Origin of the sequence: Actinoplanes sp. SE50/110 (assembly GCF_900119315.1) — a bacterium.
In the GTDB taxonomy this organism is placed as follows: domain Bacteria; phylum Actinomycetota; class Actinomycetes; order Mycobacteriales; family Micromonosporaceae; genus Actinoplanes.
The window spans coordinates 7,246,550-7,264,762 of sequence record NZ_LT827010.1 but is presented as its reverse complement, the minus strand read 5'-3'; the positions used below and the strand labels follow the sequence as shown (position 1 = coordinate 7,264,762).

The following is an 18,213-nucleotide window of genomic DNA, read 5'->3' as shown; positions in this document are numbered from 1 at the left end:
CTACGCGGATTCCGGCTGCTCCGGGTGTTTCCGGGCCGCCGGGCGTCTCGGCTCCCGCTTCTTCGCCGGGCGGGTCGGGTGCTTCCTCGGCGGGCAGGGTGGGTGCTTCTTCCGCGGGCGGGTCGGGTGCTTCTTCCGCCGGCGGGTCGGGGGTGCGGGACTCCTTCCGCGGTGGGGCGCTGCTCGGTGACCTGGCCGGCGGGATTCCACCGCAGCTGCGCCGGGTGTGGAAGCTGCGGCGGCGGACCGTGGAGGACATCGCCGCGCGCGACATCGCGGTGCAGGAGGCGGTCGACGAGGGGCGGCTGCCACTGCCGGTGGAGCCCGGGACGCTGCCCGAGCCGGAGCCGCTGCCGGAGCGGGCCGACCGGTTCAACATGGCGGCGCTGCGACTGGCCGGGCTGGGGCTGGCGCTGGCGCTGGCGGTCGGGATGACCATGGTGCGGCTGCTGGTGGGCGGGCCGCCGTCGGTCGCCGATCTGCGGGCCCAGTCCGGCGTGGACGGCTGGCCGGTGCTGACCGTCGGCGTCAAGGACGATCAGTACGGGACGGCGTACTACAACGAGAAAACGAAGATCTGGTCGGGATTCGACATCGACATCGCGTACATGATCGCCGAAGATCTCGGTTTCCGTCGCAGCCAGGTGCACTTCTACGGCATGGAGTCCGAGGACCGGGCGCGGATGCAGGCGAACGACGAGAAAGGCAATCGCGTCCCGGTCAAGATGGTGATCGCGAGTTACAGCATCACACCGGACCGGATCGCCGCCGGAGTGACCTTCTCGCAGCCGTACCTTTACACCGAACAGTCGGTGATCACGCTGACCGGACACAGTCCGGTCGCCGCCCTGGAGGATCTGCGCGGGCAGAACGTCTGCACGCTGTCCACCTCGACCAGTGAGGCCGCGCCGTCGCGCGTCGGGGCCAACGTGGTCCGCAAGAACCGCGTCCGGGAATGCTTCGCCATGCTCGACAAGCACGAAGTGGACGCGGTCACCACGGACGCCGCCATCCTCGCCGGATGGAAAGCGGAATTCCCCGCGAAATACGCCCACTGGGACCTCGGACTGGACGCCACCGAGGCGTGGGGCGTGAACGTCGGCGACAACCCCGCCTTGAAGAAGCTGGTCGATCTGACGCTGTACCGCTCCTACGCCGATCCGCACGACGACCGGTGGGAGAATGCGTTCCGGAACAATCTGCAGGTCGAGGTGGCGGAGAACGGCAAGACGCCGATCGCGGTCGCCGAGCAGCCCCGGGTCACCCGGCCCGACGTCCGGCAGCTCCCGTGGGAGGACCCGCTGGGATGACCGACTACTACGCCAAAGGCCCGGTGATCGCGCCCCGCCGGCGGCGCGCCCAGCTCAACTGGCTGCTCACCGTCCTGCCGGCCTTCCCGCTGATGCTGCTCGTCCTGCGGGTCTGGTACCTGAGCCGCCAGGACCTGCCGACCATGCTGCTGATGGTCCAGTACATCAACCCGCTCGGCATGATCAGCGCCCTGTTCATCACGCTGAGCTGGGCGATCCCCGCGGTGATCCTGATCCTGCGGGTGCTCGGCGGAATCCTGCTGGTGAGCAACCCGGGCGACGCCGGACGGTCGCCGATCGCGGTCGCCGCGCTGCGGATGCCCGACTGGGTGGTGCTGATCGCCGTACTGATCGCCGGCTTCACCTGGCAGCTGCGCCTGCTGCCGGCGCTGGAGATGCTGGTGGTCGCGGTGCTCGGGCTGACCGCGGTGCAACGCCTGCGCGTCGGACGCCCGGTGATGGCCTGGAACACCCTGGTCGTGCCGATCCTGGTCGGCGTGCTCACCTGGATCTTCGTCTGGCCCGGGGTGGTCAGTGCGATCCGCGGTGGCGAACAGGGCACCGCGCTGATGCTCGCGGTGCCGCCGCTGCTCGGTCCGCTGCTCACCGGGCCGGTCCCGGCCCGCTGGGCGCGGCTGGTCACCCACTGGCCGGCCGTGGCCGCCGCCACCGCGCTGCCGATCGTCGTCGGCGTGGTCTTCCTCCGCGCGCCGGTGCTGCCGCGCAGCGCCATCGAGGTCGGGCCGCCGGACGGCCCGGTGCGCGAGGTGATCGTCGGGCAGCTGATCGCGGTCGACGACACCTCCACCACCATGCTGCTGTCGACGGGTGAGGTTACCTTCATTCCGAACGGGCAGATGCGATCCAAGATTCTCTGTCCGGAGCCGGTGCGGCCGCCGGAGAGCGCGGTGGCGGTCCGCGGCTGGCCGGTCGAGGAGACCGTACTGGAATGGATCGCGCCGACACGGAAGGTGACCGAAATCGATCCTCGATGCCTAGGACGGCCCCATGACCCGGCCTGAGTGTATTTTCGACTACGACATGTGCGACATGCCGCCCACCACGTGCAGACAGCCAGCCATCGACCTGGCAGGCTGCACGCCATGACCTTGCACCTGCGGTGGGCAGCCGTCACCGATCAAGGACACGTCCGGAGCAACAACGAGGACTGTCATTACGCCGGTGACCGGCTCCTCGTCGTCGCGGACGGCATGGGCGGCATGGCCGCCGGCGATCTGGCCAGCCGGATCACCGTGGAGTCCATGGTCTCGCTCGACGCCCCGATCGACACCGACAACCAGATGGACGCGCTGCATCGCGGGCTGGAACTGGCCAATCGGCGGATCGCCGAGACGGTCGTCGCCGACCCCTCACTCCAGGGCATGGGCACCACGCTGACCGCGGTGCTCTTCAACGGCGAGCGGGCGGCCATGGCGCACGTCGGCGACTCGCGGGCCTACCTGCTCCGCGACGGGCGGCTCAACCAGTTGACCAAGGACGACACGTACGTCCAGATGCTGGTCGATCAGGGCCTGATCAAGCCGGAGGAGGCGGCCGGGCATCCCCGCCGGGCGGTCGTCACCCGGGTGCTGCAGGGCGAGCCGGTCAGCCCCGCCTACGTGATCGTCGAGCCGCAGGCCGGCGACCGGTGGCTGCTCTGCAGTGACGGACTGACCGTCGTGGTGAACGATGTGACCATCGAAGAAGAGATGCGAACCGTTCCCGACCCCAAGGCGTGCGCGGAGAGGCTCATCGATCTGGCGTTGCGCGGCGGGGGACCGGACAACGTCACGGTGATCATCGCCGACGTGACCGACGGGGACTGAGCAGGTATTTTCATCCAGCCGTGGATCATGGCCGGTATCCCGCCGGTCGTGGCTCACAGCCGGGGCATCCCCTCCGGCCGTGGATCATGGCCGGGGCGTTCCTCCGGCCGTGACTCAGGGCCGGGCATGCCTCCGGCCGTGGATCATGCTCGCGGCCCGGACACTGGTGGTGATCACGACGGCGCGCTTGATCGGGACTGTGGCGCTCGCCCTCGCCGTGGTGGCGGTCGGCGAGTTCGTGGGCGCGCCCCGGCTCTACACCGACACCGCGCAGCTCGCCGCGGGCGCCATCGCGGCGTGGGCCTGCCTGGTCGTGGCGCGCCACCGGCTCGGCATCCCGCGCAGTTGGCGGCGGCTCGCGGCCGGCGGCCTGGCCGCCTGGACGGCGGTCCGCGTCTGGTGGGTGGTGCAGGACGCCGCCGGGCACGACCGGCTCGCCCACCCGACCCTCTTCGACGCCGGCTTCGTGGTGCTGCCCGCCTGCATGCTGATCGGTCTGCTCACGGCCACCCGCACCCGGCCCCGCCCGATACCCACCTCGCCGCGGCGCGACCAGGTGGCGCTGCTCATCGACAGCGTGCTGATCACCGGATCGGTGCTGGCCCTGGGCTGGTCGCTGATCCCGGCCCGGACACTGGACGTCATCGCCAGCTGGCAGACCCTCGGCTGGTGGGTGGCCGCCTACCCGATCGCCGACCTGGTGCTGGTCACCATGGTGGTGCTGCTGCTGACCACCCGGCCCGACTCGCCGGCCGGCCGGCGGCCGCTGATGCTGATCGGGGCCGGGCTGGTCGCGTTCGGGGTGGCCGACAGCGTACGCCTCCTCGGCCTCTGCCCCGCCTGGCTGGAAACCGCCGGCCACCTGCTCGGCCCGGGGTGCATCGCGCTGGCCGCGCTCAGCCCGGCCGCCCCGGCCCCGACCCCGGCCGACCGGACGACGACGCAACGGGACTGGTTCCACCTGCTGCTGCCCTACGTGCCGGTCCTGGTCACCGGCGTGGTGCTGCTGGCCCGCACGGCCACCGGGCATCCGCTGACATCGTTCCAGGCCTACCTCGGGTGGCTCGGCCTCGGCCTGGTCGTGACCCGGCAGATGATCACCATCCTGGACAACACGGTGCTGCTGCACCGGGTCGCGGAAACCCAACGGCGGCTGCACCACCAGGCGTACCACGATCCGCTGACCGGCCTGGCGAACCGTGCCCTGTTCCGCGAACGGCTGGTCCTGGCCCTCGACGCCAACCAGCACCTGGGTACTCCGGTGGCGGTCCTCTTCGCCGACCTGGACGACTTCAAACTGATCAACGACACCTACGGCCACGCGATGGGCGACCGGGTGCTGCACGCCATCGGTGAGCGGCTGCGCGCCTCGGTCCGTCCGCAAGATCTGGTGGCCCGTCTCGGCGGCGACGAATTCGCGGTGGTGTTGGACCAGAGCGACACGGTGCCGCCGACCGTACCGCGACCCCGCGGGGCGGTGTCGGCGCTGCGGCGGGCCATGGGACGGCGGCGGGGGTATGTGCTCTCGGCCGCCGGCATCCGCGTCTCCGCGGCGTCACGCGCGGCGTCCCGCCCGGACGGTGGCCGGCGGTCCGGCGACACCCGTCCCGCGCGCCGCCGCACCGACTTCCCGCCGGCGGCGTCCGGTTCGGAGTGGGCCGCTTTTCCCCTCGCTCCCGCAGGGTCTCCGAACCACGCCGATGATTCCGCCGGCTCCGCCCCCGCTGCTGCGGGTTCCGGGTCGGGGGCCGCTTCGCCTAACACCGGTGCGTCCTCAGGTTCGGTCGCCGTTCCCTCTGCTGCGGCCTCGGCTTCTGCTGTGCCCTCTGCTGCGGCCTCGGCTTCTGCTGTGCCCTCTGCTGCGGCCTCGGCTTCCGCTGCACCTTCCGCTGCGGCCTCGGCTTCCGCCGTGCCCTCCGCTGCCACTTCTGCTTCCGCTGCCGCCGGGCCGCGGGCGGCGGTGTCGTCGAACGGTGCGGCTTTCCCCGGTGCGGGGGCGTCGGTGAACGGCGCGGGTTCCGGCGGGGAGGGGTGGCCGTGGGTGGTGGAGGCGGAAGGGGTCGGCGAGCGGGTGCTGGCCGCCCTCCGCGAGCCGTACGTGATCGACGGCCGCTCCGTCACCGTCGGCGCCAGCATCGGTCTGGTCGCTGCCGAACCCGGCGACCGTCTCTCCGCCGACCTGCTGCTACGTCGCGCGGACGCCGCCATGTACGCGGTCAAACGCCGCGGCAAGGGCGCCATGATCCGCTACACCGGCCCGGTCCACGGCCCGAGCGCCGACCTGCCGCAACTGCTGGCCGGCGCACTCAGCGGCGGCAGCCCGGCCGCGGCCGGTTTCGAGGTCCACTACCAGCCGATCGTCCGGCTCAGCGACCGCGCCACCGTGGCCGTGGAGGCGCTGGCCCGCTGGACCGACCCGGTCGCCGGCCCGGTCCACCCCGACGTCTTCGTCACCATGGCCGAACGCACCGGCCTGGTCTCCGCCATCGACGACTTCGTGCTGGACCAGGCCTGCACCGACGCGCACGCCCTCGCCGAACGGTACGGCCGTCCGATCGCCGTCCACGTCAACGTCTCCGCCGGCCGCCTCGGCCAGCAAGGCCTGGAAGACGCCGTCGACGCCGCCCTGACCCGGCACGCGCTGCCGCCCGACCGCCTGGTCGTCGAGATCACCGAGACCCTGCGCATCCCCGACCTGCCGCGCGCCGCCGCGGTGGTCGAACGCCTGCGCGCCCGCGGCGTCCGGGTCGCCCTGGACGACTTCGGCAGCGGCTACAACGCCCTCGCCCAGCTGCACGGCCTGGCGGTCGACACGGTGAAGCTCGACTCGACGCTGACCGACGTCGACACCGCCCCGGAACGAGCCGGAACCCTCTGCCGCTCCGTCCTGGCCATCTGCGCGGACCTCGGCATCACCGTCGTCGGCGAAGGCATCGAGACCAACGAGCGCGCCGAGGCCCTGGCAGCGCTCGGCTGCCCGCTGGGCCAGGGATACCTCTTCGGCCCACCCCGACGTCTGTCCGAACTCGATCACCCCAACCGCTGACCTCCCGCCCCTCCATCGACCGTCCGGCTGATCTCCCTCACGGATGTACGTCCCGCGCCGACCGCGCCCGCCTCACCGCGCCCGCCTCACCGCGCCTGCCTCACCGCGCCGCCTGCCTCACCGCGCCTGCCTCACCGCGCCGCCTGCCTCACCGCGCCGCCTGCCTCACCGCGCCGCCTGCCTCACCGCGCCCGCCTCACCGCGCTGGCTCCCTCACCGCGCCGATCGCCTTACCGCGCTGGCCGCCTTACCGCGCTGGCCGCCCTCACCGCGCCGGCTGCCTTCATCGCGCCGGCCTTTTCAGCGATGAGGCCTGATCTCCCTCACCAACCTGCCTCACTTCCCGCTGCGCACCGTGATGTGTCGATGGGTGGCGGCCGGTCTGGTCAGCCGCTGACCGGCCGCCACCGCTGTCAGGGACGGCGGGCGAAGATGTGGGTCAAGGCCGCGACCCCGCGATAGGGATCCGTGGCACCGGCCCGGGTCTCGCAGTCGAGGATCCGCGCGAGTTCGTTGTCCGCCGGCAGCGGAGCGTCATCAGCGGCCGTGTCGGTGAAGACCCGGACGCCGTGCCAGGCGAAAACCTCAAGCCCCCGCCCGGCCAGCGCGGCGGTCAGATCGGACAGCCGATCGGCCCGGGCGCGGATGCCGAGACGATTGCCGTACGTCGTCGTGCCGAACGCCTCGCCTGCCATCGCCCAGTCGCCCAGCAGCGCCGGCCGCATCGCGAGCGCGTCGGCGTTACGGACCAGCAGGGACAGTGTGCCCCCGGGCGCCAGCATCCGGGCGAGGTCGGTCAGCAACGGGCCGGGATCCGCGAAGTACATCAACACGCCGTGGCAGAGCACCACGTCGAAGCAGCCCGGCGAGAAGGTTCCGGCGAGCCGGCTCGCATCGGCCCGGACCGCATGAACCCGGGAGCGCACCGCCGTGGACTCCTCGCTCAGCGCGCGACCCAGTGCCGCCGACATCTGCTCGGACGAGTCCAGGGCGGTGACGTCGTAGCCCTGCCGGGCCAGCCGGATCGCCTGCGTGCCCTGCCCACAGCCGACGTCGAGCACCCTGGGCGCGTCAGGTCTCAGGCGCTGCGCCAGTTGCCGTGCCACCACCTCCTGCCGCACCACTTGGCGCAGTGAGCCGAGCCGGGACAGCCAGGTCTTCTCCGCGGGGGTGAACGTGTTCGTCATCGTTACCTCTCCTCTCGAATCACTTGCGGTCAGCACGAGCGCCAATCGGTGACGCCCGCTCAGCGGGAACGCACTTCCACCGGCACCGCTTCAGGTCGCGGCCGAGACGGTGGCGCGGTCGGTAGGTGGATCGGGCGTGGAGCGCCGCCACCGGGTGGCGGCGATGGGGTCCGTTGAAGGCGGGCGAGTAGCCGGCGGGCAGAGGTGGCGATCGTGAACGGTGGAGCTGGTGGCATCGGTCGTGGGCGGTGCGGTCGTCGGCTTCGGTTGGTCAACGGCGTGGGTGGTGGGCGGTGCGGTCGCCGGCTTCGGTTGGTCAACGACGTGGGTGGTGGGCGGTGCGGTCGCCGGCTTCGGGTGATCGACGGCGTGGGTCGTCGGCGGGGCCGGTGGTGCGCGGGGTGGGAAGGACCGGCCGCCGTCGGTCAGCGTGGTTGCCGGTGTCATCGGGATCTCGGGTTGGCCCGGCGGGTGGGTGCCGCGGTCATCGGGTCCTCCGGCCAGGGATGGCGCGGATATCGGCCCCGCATCTCCGCGCGGACCTGCGGATAGCCCTGCACCCAGAAGGACGCGAGATCACGGGTCACCGCCACCGGCCGCCCGGCCGGGGAGAGCAGATGCAACAGCACCGGCACCCGCCCGTCGGCCAGCCGTGGGGCGTCCCGCCAGCCGAACGCCTCCTGCACCTTCACCGCGAGCACCGGCGCGCCCGGGTCGGAGTAGTCCAGCCGGATCTGCGAGCCGCTCGGCACCGGCAGCCGCTCGGGCGCGACCTCGTCCAGCCGGCCGGCGACCGACCACGGCATCAGCCGCCGCAGCGCCGCGGTGACGTCGATTTTGGCCAGGTCGGACCGGCGCCTGGCGGAGCCCGGATCGATCCAGTCGGCGGCGTGTTCGAGCAGCGCGGTGTCGGAAACGTCGGGCCACGGGTCGCCGAGCGCGGCGTGGGCGAAGGCCAGCCGGGCGCGGAGTTCGTCGGCGGAGCGGTTCCAGGTGAGCAGCCCGAGGCCCGTCTCGCGGAGGCCGGTCAGCAGGGCGGCCCGCACCGCGGCGGGATCGGGATCGGTCAGTCGTCTGCTGCTGAGGGTGATGGCGCCGAGCCGCCGCACCCGGCGGGCCACGACGTCGCCGTCGATCCAGCCGATCTCGTCATCCTCGGCGAACAGCGCCTCGGCGACCTCGCGCGCGGTCGTCTCGTCGAGCGGCGCGGCGCTGCGGATCCGCGCGGTGCGCGCCCCGGCGGCCCGGTCGGCGGCGGCGACCGCGAGCCACGGCGTGCCGGCGAGCGAGCTGTCGGGCGGCAGGTCCGCGGCGGTCCCGCCAGCCATCAGATAGGACGGGCCACCCGGCTCACGCGCCAGCGCCACCCGCTCGGGATAGGCCAAGCCGACCACCAAGCCCGTAGCCAGATCATCCGGAATCCGAGCCCCAGGCCCAGCTGCAGCCCCAGCGCCAGCCCCAGCCCCGGCCGCACCCGCACCGGCACTCGCTCCCGAGCCCGAACCGGCGGCCGCGGCCGCCGCTGCCGGCTCGGCGGCGGGGGCTGGCAGGTCGGTGGCCGCGGCGGAGGTCAATCGGCGTACCTCCGATCGCCAACCGGCATCACCCGCGGCCCGGGCCCGCCGCACCGCCGCCACCAGATCGTCTGTCGCGGATCGCGGATCGTCGAGCACCGCGATGATCTCCGCGGCCCGCCGCGCCCCGACCAGCGCCGCCCCGTCGAGCAACGCCCGGGCCAGCCGTGGGTGGAGCCCGGCCCCGGCCAGCGCCCGTCCCCGTGCGGTCACCCGTCCGTCGGTGTCCACCGCACCCAGGTCGCGCAGCGTGGCGACGGCCGCCCGCAGCGCCCCGGCCGGCGGCTGGTCGGGCAGCGCCAGACCGCTGCCGGACGGGTCGCCCCAGAGGGCCAGGTCGAGCGCGAAGCCGGTCAGGTCGGCGGCCGCGATCTCCGGCTCGGACTGCGCCGGGAGCCGCTCATGCTGCGCCTCGGCCCAGCACCGATAGGCCCGGCCCGGCGCCTCGCGCCCGGCCCGCCCGGCCCGCTGCACCGCCGATGACCGGGACACCGGGACGGTGACCAGTGCTCCCAGGCCGCGCGAGTGGTCCATTCTCGGCACCCGGCTGAGCCCGCAGTCGACCACCGCCCGCACCCCGGGCACGGTCAGGCTGCTCTCGGCGAGCGCTGTGGCCAGCACCACCCGGCGGCGCGGGCCCGCGCGCAGCGCGGCGTCCTGTGTCTCGCCGGACTGACGGCCGTGCAGTGGCAGCACGTCGGCGCCGACGCCGCGCAGCCGGGTGGCCACCAGCTCGATCTCCCGGGCGCCGGGCAGGAAGACCAGTACGTCGCCGTCGCCCTCGGCGAGTGCCCGCCGGGTGGTCGCCGCGACGTGGTCGAGGAGTTTGGGGTCGACGCGCAGCCCGTGCGGTGGTGCGACCGGGCCGGGTGGCGGGGACCAGATCACCTCGACCGGGTGGGTGCGCGCGTGCGCGGTGAGCACCGGCGCCGGGCTGCCGGGCTGGCCGAGCACCTCGGCCAGCCGGTCGGCGTCGGCGGTGGCCGAGGTCGCCAGCAGCCGCAGGCCGGGGCGGAGCACCGCGCGTGCCTCGACGAGGAACGCCAGGGCCAGGTCGGAGTCGAGGTGCCGCTCGTGGCACTCGTCGAGGACCACCGTCGAGGCACCGGACAGCTCGGGATCTTTTTGCAGCCGGCGGACCAGGAGGCCGGTGGTGACCACCTCGATCAGCGTGCGCCGGGAGACGCGCCGGTCGCCGCGCACCGCATAACCGACGCGCTCGCCGACCGGCTCGCCGAGCAGCGTGGCCATCCGGCGGGCGGCGGCGCGGGCGGCGACCCGGCGCGGCTCGGCGACGATGACCCGGCCGGCGTCGGCCAGGGCGAGCGGGACGAGCGTGGTCTTGCCGGTGCCGGGCGGGGCGACCAGCACCGCCGCCCCGGCTCCGGACAGCGTGGCGGTCACCTCCGGCAGCAGGTCGCGAACCGGTAGGTCGGGGAGGGCGTCGGCGCGAATCAGCACGCGGACAGTCTGGCCGATTCCACCGACAAGTTTTCGCGGCCTGTGGACAGCCGCCGGTTATCCACAGGCCCGGTTCCGGCGTGGCGAAAGGTGGCAGGGTGGCCGTGTTGCCTTTTCGGTCCGCCGGCGCACGCCGCGGGCCCGGCATGTTCGAGTGATCAATGGAGGGGTGCGGTGGGGATCTTCAGGCTTCGCGGGATCACCGGGTCGCGGCGGAGGCGAGTGCCCGGTGCCTGCTGACGACGGCACGGCCGCCGAGGCGCACGCCCGGATCTCGACGCACATCCTCGACACCGGCACCGGTGATCCGGCCGGAGACGTCTACGTGCGGCTGGAACGCCACGACGCGGACGGCTGGTCGACGGTCGCCGAGGGCCGCAGCGACGGCGACGGCCGGTTGCGCTTCCGGGTGCCGATGCGCGACTGGCAGGCCGGTGGCTATCGGCTGCTGTTCTACGTGGAGCCCTATCTCGGGCAGGACTGCTTCTTCCCGGAGATCATGGTGGCCTTCCACGTCCGTGACCCGGACCGGCAGTATCACGTGCCGCTGCTGCTCAACCGGTACGGCTACACCACCTATCGGGGAAGCTGAGTGCCGGATCGCGTGGAAACGGTCATTGCGGATGAAGTGGCCCGACCTGGGAGGCGTGGCGAGCGCACCGTCGCGTGCCGGATGCGGAACGTTAGGGATAGATGACGGTCATGTGCCAAGTGTGATCTTCTTGGCTCTCACGGCCGCTGACGTGAGGCGGCGTCACCACTACGCTACGCGGGAGTAACCACACCGAGAGGAGCCGTCAACGATGACCGAGATCCTGTCTGACGCGGCCGTGGCGTTCGTCGCCGATCTGAACCGGCGGTTCCGGCCGCGCCGCAACGAGCTCCTCCAGGCGCGTGCCGCCCGGCGGGCCGAGATCGCCGCGGGAGCCAGCCTGGGCTTCCTGGCGGAGACCGCGGACATCCGCGCCGCCGAGTGGTCCGCCCCGCCGGCCCCGGCCGACCTGCAGGACCGCCGCGTCGAGATCACCGGGCCGACCGAGCGCAAGATGACCATCAACGCCCTCAACTCGGGCGCCAAGGTGTGGCTGGCCGACCTGGAGGACGCCAACACCCCGCACTGGTCCAACGTGGTCGACGGTCAGCAGAACCTGTACGACGCGATCCGGCGCACGATCACGCTGGAGACCGACAAGAAGACGTACGAGCTGAACGGCGGTCCGTACCCGACCATCGTAATGCGCCCCCGCGGCTGGCACCTCGACGAGCGCCACCTGCCGGTGGACGGCGAGCCGGCCGTCGGCGCCCTGGTCGACTTCGGGCTCTACTTCTTCCACAACGCGAAGGAGCTGCTGGAGCGCGGCAGCGGACCCTACTTCTACCTGCCGAAGATGGAGTCGCACCGGGAAGCCGCGCTCTGGAACGACGTCTTCACCTATGCCCAGGAGCAGCTCGGCATCCCGGTCGGCACGATCCGCGCCACCGTGCTGATCGAGACCATCCCGGCCGCGTTCGAGATGGAGGAGATCCTCTACGCGCTGCGCCCGCACATCTCCGGACTCAACGCCGGCCGGTGGGACTACCTGTTCAGCATCATCAAGTACTTCCGGGACAACCCGCGGATGATCCTGCCGGACCGGGCCGCGGTGACGATGACCGCGCCGTTCATGCGGGCCTACTCGGAGCTGCTGGTCTCCACCTGTCACCGGCGGGGTGCGTTCGCGATGGGCGGGATGGCGGCGTTCATCCCGAGCCGGCGCGACCCGAAGGTCAACGAGATCGCGCTGGCCAAGGTCAACGAGGACAAGGAGCGCGAGGCCGGCGACGGTTTCGACGGTTCCTGGGTGGCCCACCCCGACCTGGTCCCGGTCTGCCAGGCGATCTTCGACCGGGTGCTCGGCGACAAGCCGAACCAGCTGTCGAAGCTGCGCCCCGACGTCGCCGTCGACGCCCGGGACCTGCTCGACGTCGCGGCGCTGGACGCCCAGGTCACCGAGGCCGGCCTGCGCAACAACGTCAACGTCGCGCTGCAATACCTGGAGGCGTGGCTGCGCGGGAACGGGGCGGTGGCGATCCACAACCTGATGGAGGACGCGGCCACCGCGGAGATCTCCCGCTCGCAGATCTGGCAGTGGATCCACAACGGGGTCAAGCTGCCCGACGGCACCCCGATCACCGCGGAACTGGTCACCCGGATCGAGGACGAGGAGCTCGCCAAGATCAAGGAGACGGCGGGGGAGGGCGGCCGGTTCGACGACGCCCGCAAGCTGTTCGAGCGGGTCGCTCTCGCCGACGACTTCGCCGACTTCCTGACCAGCGCGGCCTACGACTCGATCGACTGAGCCGACGAGCGCCGGGAGCGCCGCGTTCCTCCGGATTGGCTCCGGGGGAACGCGGCGTCTCGTCGAGGGACTGTTCATAACGTGATAGATCGGCGTTCGTCGAATCGGTGCGGACCTCGAACTCCGGCGGGCCGGATACGTATCACCGGATATGAGCCGGCGCGGGAAGCGCCGGTGGCGCCGGGAGGCGATCAAGGTGCGACACGAACCCGTACGAGTCTGGTATCGGCCCTGGAAGATCCGCTGTCGCTGCGGCTGCGAGTGGTATCCCTGCCCCGACGCGGCGACCGCCCCACCGCCCGCGGTGGCGCACAGCCTGCATCTGGACGAATCTAGAGCTGAACTTTCTCCCGGACCCACTGCGGATCCGGATTGACGAAACCCTCACCATTGATGACCACGGTCGGGACCGTCTCGTTGCCGTCGGCGAAACCGCGCACGATCGCCGCGGCCGCCGGGTCCGCCCAGATGTCGACCCAGGCGAAGCGGGCCGCGTCCGGACCCAGTCGGGCCCGCAGCCGCAGGCAGAACGGGCAGCCGGGCCGCCAGTAGATCACCGGGCGGCCGTTGGCGACGCCGGCCGGGCGCGGGAAGACCAGCGGTGACGTCACCACCGCCAGCACCAGGAAGACCGCCAGTAGAACCGCGGCACCGCCGGGTGAGGCACCCTGCGCGATCTTGACCGCGGCGATGATCACGCCGCAGACCGCGCTGAGCGCGGCGAGCCGCCACCTTCGCGTCATGCGCGGAAGGGTACGCCACAGGGTCGCCACCTTCCGCCCGGAGGGGTGCAGCACGTGGCAAGAGACCGCGGCGCCGATCCGCAACTCCGCGAAGCGCGGCGAGTCGATCCGGAACCCCGCGAAGCACGGCGAGTCGATCCGGAACTCCGCGAAGCACGGCGAGTCGATCCGGAACTCCGCGAAGCACGGCGAGTCGATCCGGAACTCCGCGAAGCGCGGCGCGTGGATCCGGAACCGCGGCGCGTGGATCGGAACCCAGCCAACCGCAGCGCGCCGATCCGGAACGTTCATGGGACAGAATGGGGCGGTGCCCCGAACCGTGACCCTGGTGCTGGTCGACCCGGCCGGTGACCTGCTCGGTGCGATGCCGCCGTTCTCCGTCGCCAGCCCCTGGTGGCAGGAGGTGGCCGAGGTGGTGGCGGCGGCCGGCGCCGAGGTCACCGTCCTGCGCCTGCTGCACGCCGACCGGCCGGCGCCGCCCGGCGGGCACGTCACCTACCTCGCCGAGACCCGGGCTCGGCCTGCCGGGCTGACCCCGCTCGGCGCCGACCTGGTGCCGCACGCCCTGCGCGCCCCGTGGGCCGAGCCGGGCGGCCCCGCCGTGACGCTGGCCTGGGCGGCCGGCGTCCTGGACCGGCTCGGGTTTCCCGGCCTGACCGCCGTCCAGCAGCGCACCTGGAACCTGTCGGCGATCTGGCGGATGGACGGCCCGGACGGCCCGGTCGCCTGGCTCAAGCAGGTGCCGCCGTTCCTCGCGCACGAGCCGGCCGTGCTCGGCCTGGTCGTCGAGGTCGCGCCGAGCCTGGTGCCCTACGTGCTGGCCGCCGGCAGTGCGGGGCGGATGCTGCTGGCACACGTGCCGGGGGAGGACCGGTACGGCGCCGGCGCCGACCTGTGCGCCCGGATCGCCGAGGCTTTCCACCCGGTGCAGGAGCACTACGCCGGCCGTGTCGGCGAACTGGCCGGTGTCCCCGACCGTCGGCTGGACGCCGCGCGGTTCGCCGCCGTCGCCGCGCCCTACCTGTCCGGCATCCCGGGCCTGACCGGCCTGATCGACGACCTGCCGCGCCGGCTGGCCGCCGTGGCCGCCTGCGGCCTGCCCGACACCCTCCTGCACGGGGACCTGCATCCCGGCAACGTCCGCACCGGGTCCGGCCCGGACAGCCTCGTGATCGTCGACTGGGGAGACGCGGCGATCGGCAACCCCGCGTTCGATCTGCTGCGTCTCGTCGACGGGCTGGCCGATCCGGAGCCGATCGTCGCGGCGTGGGCACGGCGATGGCGGGTGACGGTGCCGGGCAGCGATCCGGAGCGTGCTGTCGAGCTGTTGCGGCCGGTCGCCGGGTTGTGGAATGCCGCCACCTACGCCGGTTTCCTCGCCAACATCGAGCAGTCGGAATGGCCCTATCACGCCGGCGACGTGCCGGACTGCCTCGCCGCGGCGGTCGCCGCAGCCGGAGCGTGACGCCGGCATCGATGAGTACGGTGTGCTGCATGACGGATCTGCGGCGGCGCTATATCGATCTGATCCGGCAGGACGGCGTGTCCCTGTCGCCGGAGTTGGCCACGGCCTTCGGGTCGGTGCCCCGGGAGTTGTTCGTGACCGGTGGTTTCCACCGGCGTGACGGCAGCTGGATGGAGCCGGTCGACCCGGATTTCCTGCCCACTGTCTACAGCAACGACGTCCTGGTCACCAAGGTGGACGGCGACCGGCCGATCAGCTCGTCCAGCCAGCCCTCCCTGATGGCGATCATGTTGGCGGCCCTCGACGTCCGGCCGGGGATGCGGATCCTCGAGATCGGCGCCGGCACCGGTTACAACGCGGCGCTGCTGGCGACGCTCGGGGCGGAGGTGACCAGTGTGGAGGTGCAGGAGGACGTCGCCGCCCACGCGCGTGCCGCGCTGGCCCGGGCGGGGATCTCCCGGGCGCGGGTCGTCACCGGTGACGGTTATCCGGGATCTCCCGATGCCCGGTACGACCGGGTCATCGTCACGGTGGGTGTCGCCGGCCTCTCACCCCACTGGTTCGCCCAGCTGGACCCGGCTGGCTTCGTCGTCGCGCCGGTCGAGCACGCCGGCCACCATCCGGTGCTGACGGTAACCGGATCGGGCACCGGCCGGGTGGTCTGCTCGGCCGGTTTCATGGGCGCCGCCGGCCCGCTCGGCGCCCGCCACCCGGGCAGCCACCCGCCCCCGGCCGGCGTACTGCACGGCCTGACCGAAACCGCCCCGCCCCGCTGGGATCCGCCGTTGGACAGCACGGCCTATCGGGATCTCTGGTACGCGGCCGGCGCCTGGGACCGCCGGGTCACCCGCGCCACCCTTCCCGCGGGGGAGGTCGTCCGCCGGGATGCCCGGCATGCCTTCCGCAGCGGTGAGGACATCTACCTGACCCTGCTCGACGAGACCGGAACCGGTGGCGCGGTGCTCCTCCCGGACGGCTCGGTGCTGGCCGGTGGCGGTGACGCGGACCGGCGTACCGCCGACGCCGCCGCCCTGATCGACCGCTGGCATCGCCGGGGTCGTCCGCCGATGCGCGCCTGGCAGGTCGGCCTGACCCGGGCCGGCGACCCGGATGCCCCGATCCTGGTCCCCACGACGTGGCAGCCTGCCGACGACTAAGAGCGACGTGGCAGCCTGCCGACGACTAGGAGCGACGTGGCAGCCTGCCGGCGATCAAGAGCGACGTGGCAGCCGGCCGACGATCAGGAGCGACGTGGCAGCCGGCCGACGATCAAGAACGACGTGGCAGCCGGCCGACGATCAAGAAGGACATGGCGGCCGGTCAGGAGCGGGCGCCCAGGTAGGTCAGCACCGCCATGACCCGCCGGTTGGTGTCGTCCGTCGGGGGCAGACCGAGCTTGCCCAGGATGTTGCCGATGTGCTTGCCGACCGCGGTCTCGCTGACGAACAGCGCCGCCGCGATCGACGAGTTCGACCGCCCCTCGGCGATCAGCCCCAGCACTTCCCGTTCCCGCGGGGACAGCCCGGCCAGCGGATCCCGTGGCCGGTGCAGCAGGCGCCGCACCACCTCCGGGTCGACCACGGTCCCGCCGGCCAGGACGGTACGCAGCGCCGCCACGAAGTCCTCGATGTCGGCGACCCGGTCCTTCAGCAGATAGCCGACGCCGTCGCCGGTGCCGATCAGATCCGACGCGTACTCCTCCTGCACGTACTGACTCAGCACCACCACCGGCAGGCCGGGGCGGTTCCGCCGCAGCTCGACCGCCGCCCGCAGGCCCTCGTCGTGGAAGCCGGGCGGCATCTTGATGTCGGTGACCACCAGATCGGGCTGGTGCACGCCGACCGAGGCGATCAGGTGCTCGGCGTCGCCCACCGCGTCCACCACGGTGAAGCCGAACCGCCCGAGCACCCCGATCAGCCCCTCCCGCAGCAGCACCCCGTCCTCGGCCAGCACGACCCGGGCGGCGGCGCTTGCGTTCACCGCGGGCACGGCAGCTCCACCCGCAGCAGCGTGGGCCCGCCGGCCGGGCTGGCCAGCAGCAGCCGGCCCCCGGCGGCGGCCACCCGGTCCGCGAGTCCGGTCAGCCCGGTGCCGGCCGCCGGGTCGGCCCCGCCCCGCCCGTTGTCCTGGATCTCCAGATCGACGCGGGTGCCGTCGCCGGTCACCCGGACCCGGGCGGCGGTGGCCCGGGCATGTTTGGCGATGTTGGTGAGCGCCTCGGCGGCCACGAAGTACGCCGTGGTCTCGATCCCCTCGGGCGGCCGCGCCACGATGTCGGTCTCGACGGTGACCGGCACCGGCGAGGTGGCGGCCAGCTCGCGCAGCGCCGCCGGCAGCCCGAGATCGGTCAGCACCTGCGGCCGGATGCCGTGCACCAGGTCGCGCAGCACCACCATCAACTCCTTCGCCTGGGTGTGCGCCTGCCCGAGCGGGCCCGCGGCGGGCGAGTCCTCCGGCAGGTCGAGCCGGGCCATGCCGAGGTGCAGGGTGAGGCTGGTCAGCCGGTGCTGGGCGCCGTCGTGCAGGTCACGTTCGATCCGGCGGCGTTCGGCGTCGAACGCGTCGGCCAGCCGGGCCCGCGACTGGGCCACGTCGCTGAGCTGGTCGCGCAGCGGGTCACCGGCGCCGAGCAGCCGCCGGGCCAGCATCGCGTGCCCGGCCGCCAGGATCCCGGCCAGGTAGAGCGTGACCGGGGCCAGCAAGACGCCGAGCACGCTGAGCGGGATGCTGTGCGCTCCGCCGTGCACCTGCCAGTTGCCGAACTCCCAGGTGCCGATGCCGAACGGGCTGGCCACCATCAGCGCCTCGACGGACACCCAGAGGGAGGCGGCGAGGAAGACCGGCGGGGCGAGCAGGGCCAGCAGCACGGTGTAGAGCACCGCGCGCCAGGTCGCCTCGTCCCGGAGCGCGGCGGCCGGTCCGGCCGGCCGGGTGCCGCGCAGCGGGCGCGGGTCGACCAGGCGCAGCCGGCGGCGTTCCAGCGCGGCGACCGGCAGCGCGATCAGCGGGGCGGCGACGGCGAGCATCCCGGCGGCGATCACGACCAGGAAGACGACGGCCGGCCGGGGCGGGTGACCGTGCAGGATCTCGCGGCCGGCGACCAGCAGCGGGAGCAGCAGCACGGTCAGGCCGCAACTGAGCGGCGCGGCGACGACGGCGGTCACGGCCAGGTGGGTGACCGAGCGCCAGGGCCAGAGGGTGAGCAGATAGCGGCGGTCCCGGAGGGCCTCGCTCAGGGTGGTGGCGGACACGGTTTCACCGT

The 18,213-nt window shown here is 72.8% G+C and carries 14 protein-coding genes; 9 read left to right on the top strand and 5 right to left on the bottom strand.

Annotated features, from left to right (window positions below; genetic code table 11):
- Nucleotides 1-152: 152 nt before the first annotated feature.
- The 4 genes from ACSP50_RS32530 to ACSP50_RS44365 all read left to right on the top strand — a co-directional run bounded on the left by ACSP50_RS32530 (nt 153) and on the right by ACSP50_RS44365 (nt 6,182).
- Entirely contained in the window at nt 153-1,310 is a 1,158-nt protein-coding gene (locus ACSP50_RS32530; protein WP_014693565.1) for a transporter substrate-binding domain-containing protein, read from the top strand.
- Entirely contained in the window at nt 1,307-2,332 is a 1,026-nt protein-coding gene (locus ACSP50_RS32525; protein WP_014693564.1) for a hypothetical protein, read from the top strand. The genes ACSP50_RS32530 and ACSP50_RS32525 overlap by 4 nt, the downstream gene beginning before the upstream one ends.
- 81 nt (nt 2,333-2,413) lie before the next feature.
- On the top strand, nt 2,414-3,136 hold the full coding sequence (locus ACSP50_RS32520) for a PP2C family serine/threonine-protein phosphatase (protein WP_014693563.1): 723 nt from the start codon (nt 2,414-2,416) through the stop codon (nt 3,134-3,136).
- Between the two features lie 187 nt (nt 3,137-3,323).
- Entirely contained in the window at nt 3,324-6,182 is a 2,859-nt protein-coding gene (locus ACSP50_RS44365; RefSeq protein ID WP_304412700.1) for a bifunctional diguanylate cyclase/phosphodiesterase, read from the top strand.
- 413 nt (nt 6,183-6,595) lie between these two features.
- Here the strand turns inward: ACSP50_RS44365 and ACSP50_RS32510 are convergent, their stop codons facing one another.
- On the bottom strand, nt 6,596-7,369 hold the full coding sequence (locus ACSP50_RS32510; RefSeq protein ID WP_014693561.1) for a methyltransferase domain-containing protein: 774 nt from the start codon (nt 7,367-7,369) through the stop codon (nt 6,596-6,598).
- 229 nt (nt 7,370-7,598) lie between these two features.
- Here ACSP50_RS32510 and ACSP50_RS44715 point away from each other — a divergent pair, with 229 nt between their 5' ends.
- A complete protein-coding gene (locus tag ACSP50_RS44715; protein ID WP_255344713.1) occupies nt 7,599-7,730 on the top strand; it encodes a hypothetical protein in 132 nt (43 codons plus the stop codon).
- An 82-nt stretch (nt 7,731-7,812) separates the two neighbouring features.
- On the opposite strand, the gene hrpB is transcribed toward ACSP50_RS44715, so the two are convergent.
- Nucleotides 7,813-10,398, bottom strand: coding sequence for an ATP-dependent helicase HrpB (gene hrpB, locus ACSP50_RS32505; RefSeq protein WP_043515981.1), 2,586 nt, complete (start codon nt 10,396-10,398; stop codon nt 7,813-7,815).
- Between the two features lie 235 nt (nt 10,399-10,633).
- Here hrpB and uraH point away from each other — a divergent pair, with 235 nt between their 5' ends.
- Both uraH and aceB read left to right on the top strand, forming a co-directional pair.
- A complete protein-coding gene (gene uraH, locus ACSP50_RS32500) occupies nt 10,634-10,996 on the top strand; it encodes a hydroxyisourate hydrolase (RefSeq protein WP_014693559.1) in 363 nt (120 codons plus the stop codon).
- A gap of 211 nt (nt 10,997-11,207) precedes the next feature.
- Nucleotides 11,208-12,743: a malate synthase A gene (gene aceB / locus ACSP50_RS32495; RefSeq protein WP_014693558.1), complete on the top strand. Its 1,536-nt coding sequence runs from the start codon at nt 11,208-11,210 to the stop codon at nt 12,741-12,743.
- Between the two features lie 332 nt (nt 12,744-13,075).
- Here aceB and ACSP50_RS44360 read toward each other — a convergent pair whose 3' ends face one another.
- Entirely contained in the window at nt 13,076-13,777 is a 702-nt protein-coding gene (locus ACSP50_RS44360; RefSeq protein WP_014693557.1) for a glutaredoxin domain-containing protein, read from the bottom strand.
- 16 nt (nt 13,778-13,793) lie between these two features.
- Between ACSP50_RS44360 and ACSP50_RS32485 the strand changes: the two genes are divergently transcribed.
- The gene (locus tag ACSP50_RS32485; RefSeq protein WP_014693556.1) at nt 13,794-14,951 is read left to right on the top strand and encodes a phosphotransferase; all 1,158 of its coding nucleotides are present in this window, start codon (nt 13,794-13,796) and stop codon (nt 14,949-14,951) included.
- A gap of 29 nt (nt 14,952-14,980) precedes the next feature.
- A complete protein-coding gene (locus tag ACSP50_RS32480; RefSeq protein ID WP_014693555.1) occupies nt 14,981-16,108 on the top strand; it encodes a protein-L-isoaspartate O-methyltransferase in 1,128 nt (375 codons plus the stop codon).
- 163 nt (nt 16,109-16,271) lie between these two features.
- Here the strand turns inward: ACSP50_RS32480 and ACSP50_RS32475 are convergent, their stop codons facing one another.
- On the bottom strand, nt 16,272-16,931 hold the full coding sequence (locus tag ACSP50_RS32475; RefSeq protein WP_043515973.1) for a response regulator transcription factor: 660 nt from the start codon (nt 16,929-16,931) through the stop codon (nt 16,272-16,274).
- Complete coding sequence (locus ACSP50_RS32470; protein WP_231956766.1) at nt 16,928-18,202, bottom strand: sensor histidine kinase; 1,275 nt, start codon at nt 18,200-18,202, stop codon at nt 16,928-16,930. The genes ACSP50_RS32475 and ACSP50_RS32470 overlap by 4 nt, the downstream gene beginning before the upstream one ends.
- Nucleotides 18,203-18,213: the final 11 nt, after the last annotated feature.

Coding starts and splice junctions, on each gene's coding strand:
- aceB (WP_014693558.1), top strand. CDS start 11,208: ATGACCGAGATCCTGTCTGACGCGGCCGTGGCGTTCGTCGCCGATCTG.
- ACSP50_RS32520 (WP_014693563.1), top strand. CDS start 2,414: ATGACCTTGCACCTGCGGTGGGCAGCCGTCACCGATCAAGGACACGTC.
- ACSP50_RS32510 (WP_014693561.1), bottom strand. CDS start 7,369: ATGACGAACACGTTCACCCCCGCGGAGAAGACCTGGCTGTCCCGGCTC.
- ACSP50_RS32480 (WP_014693555.1), top strand. CDS start 14,981: ATGACGGATCTGCGGCGGCGCTATATCGATCTGATCCGGCAGGACGGC.
- ACSP50_RS32525 (WP_014693564.1), top strand. CDS start 1,307: ATGACCGACTACTACGCCAAAGGCCCGGTGATCGCGCCCCGCCGGCGG.
- ACSP50_RS44360 (WP_014693557.1), bottom strand. CDS start 13,777: ATGAACGTTCCGGATCGGCGCGCTGCGGTTGGCTGGGTTCCGATCCAC.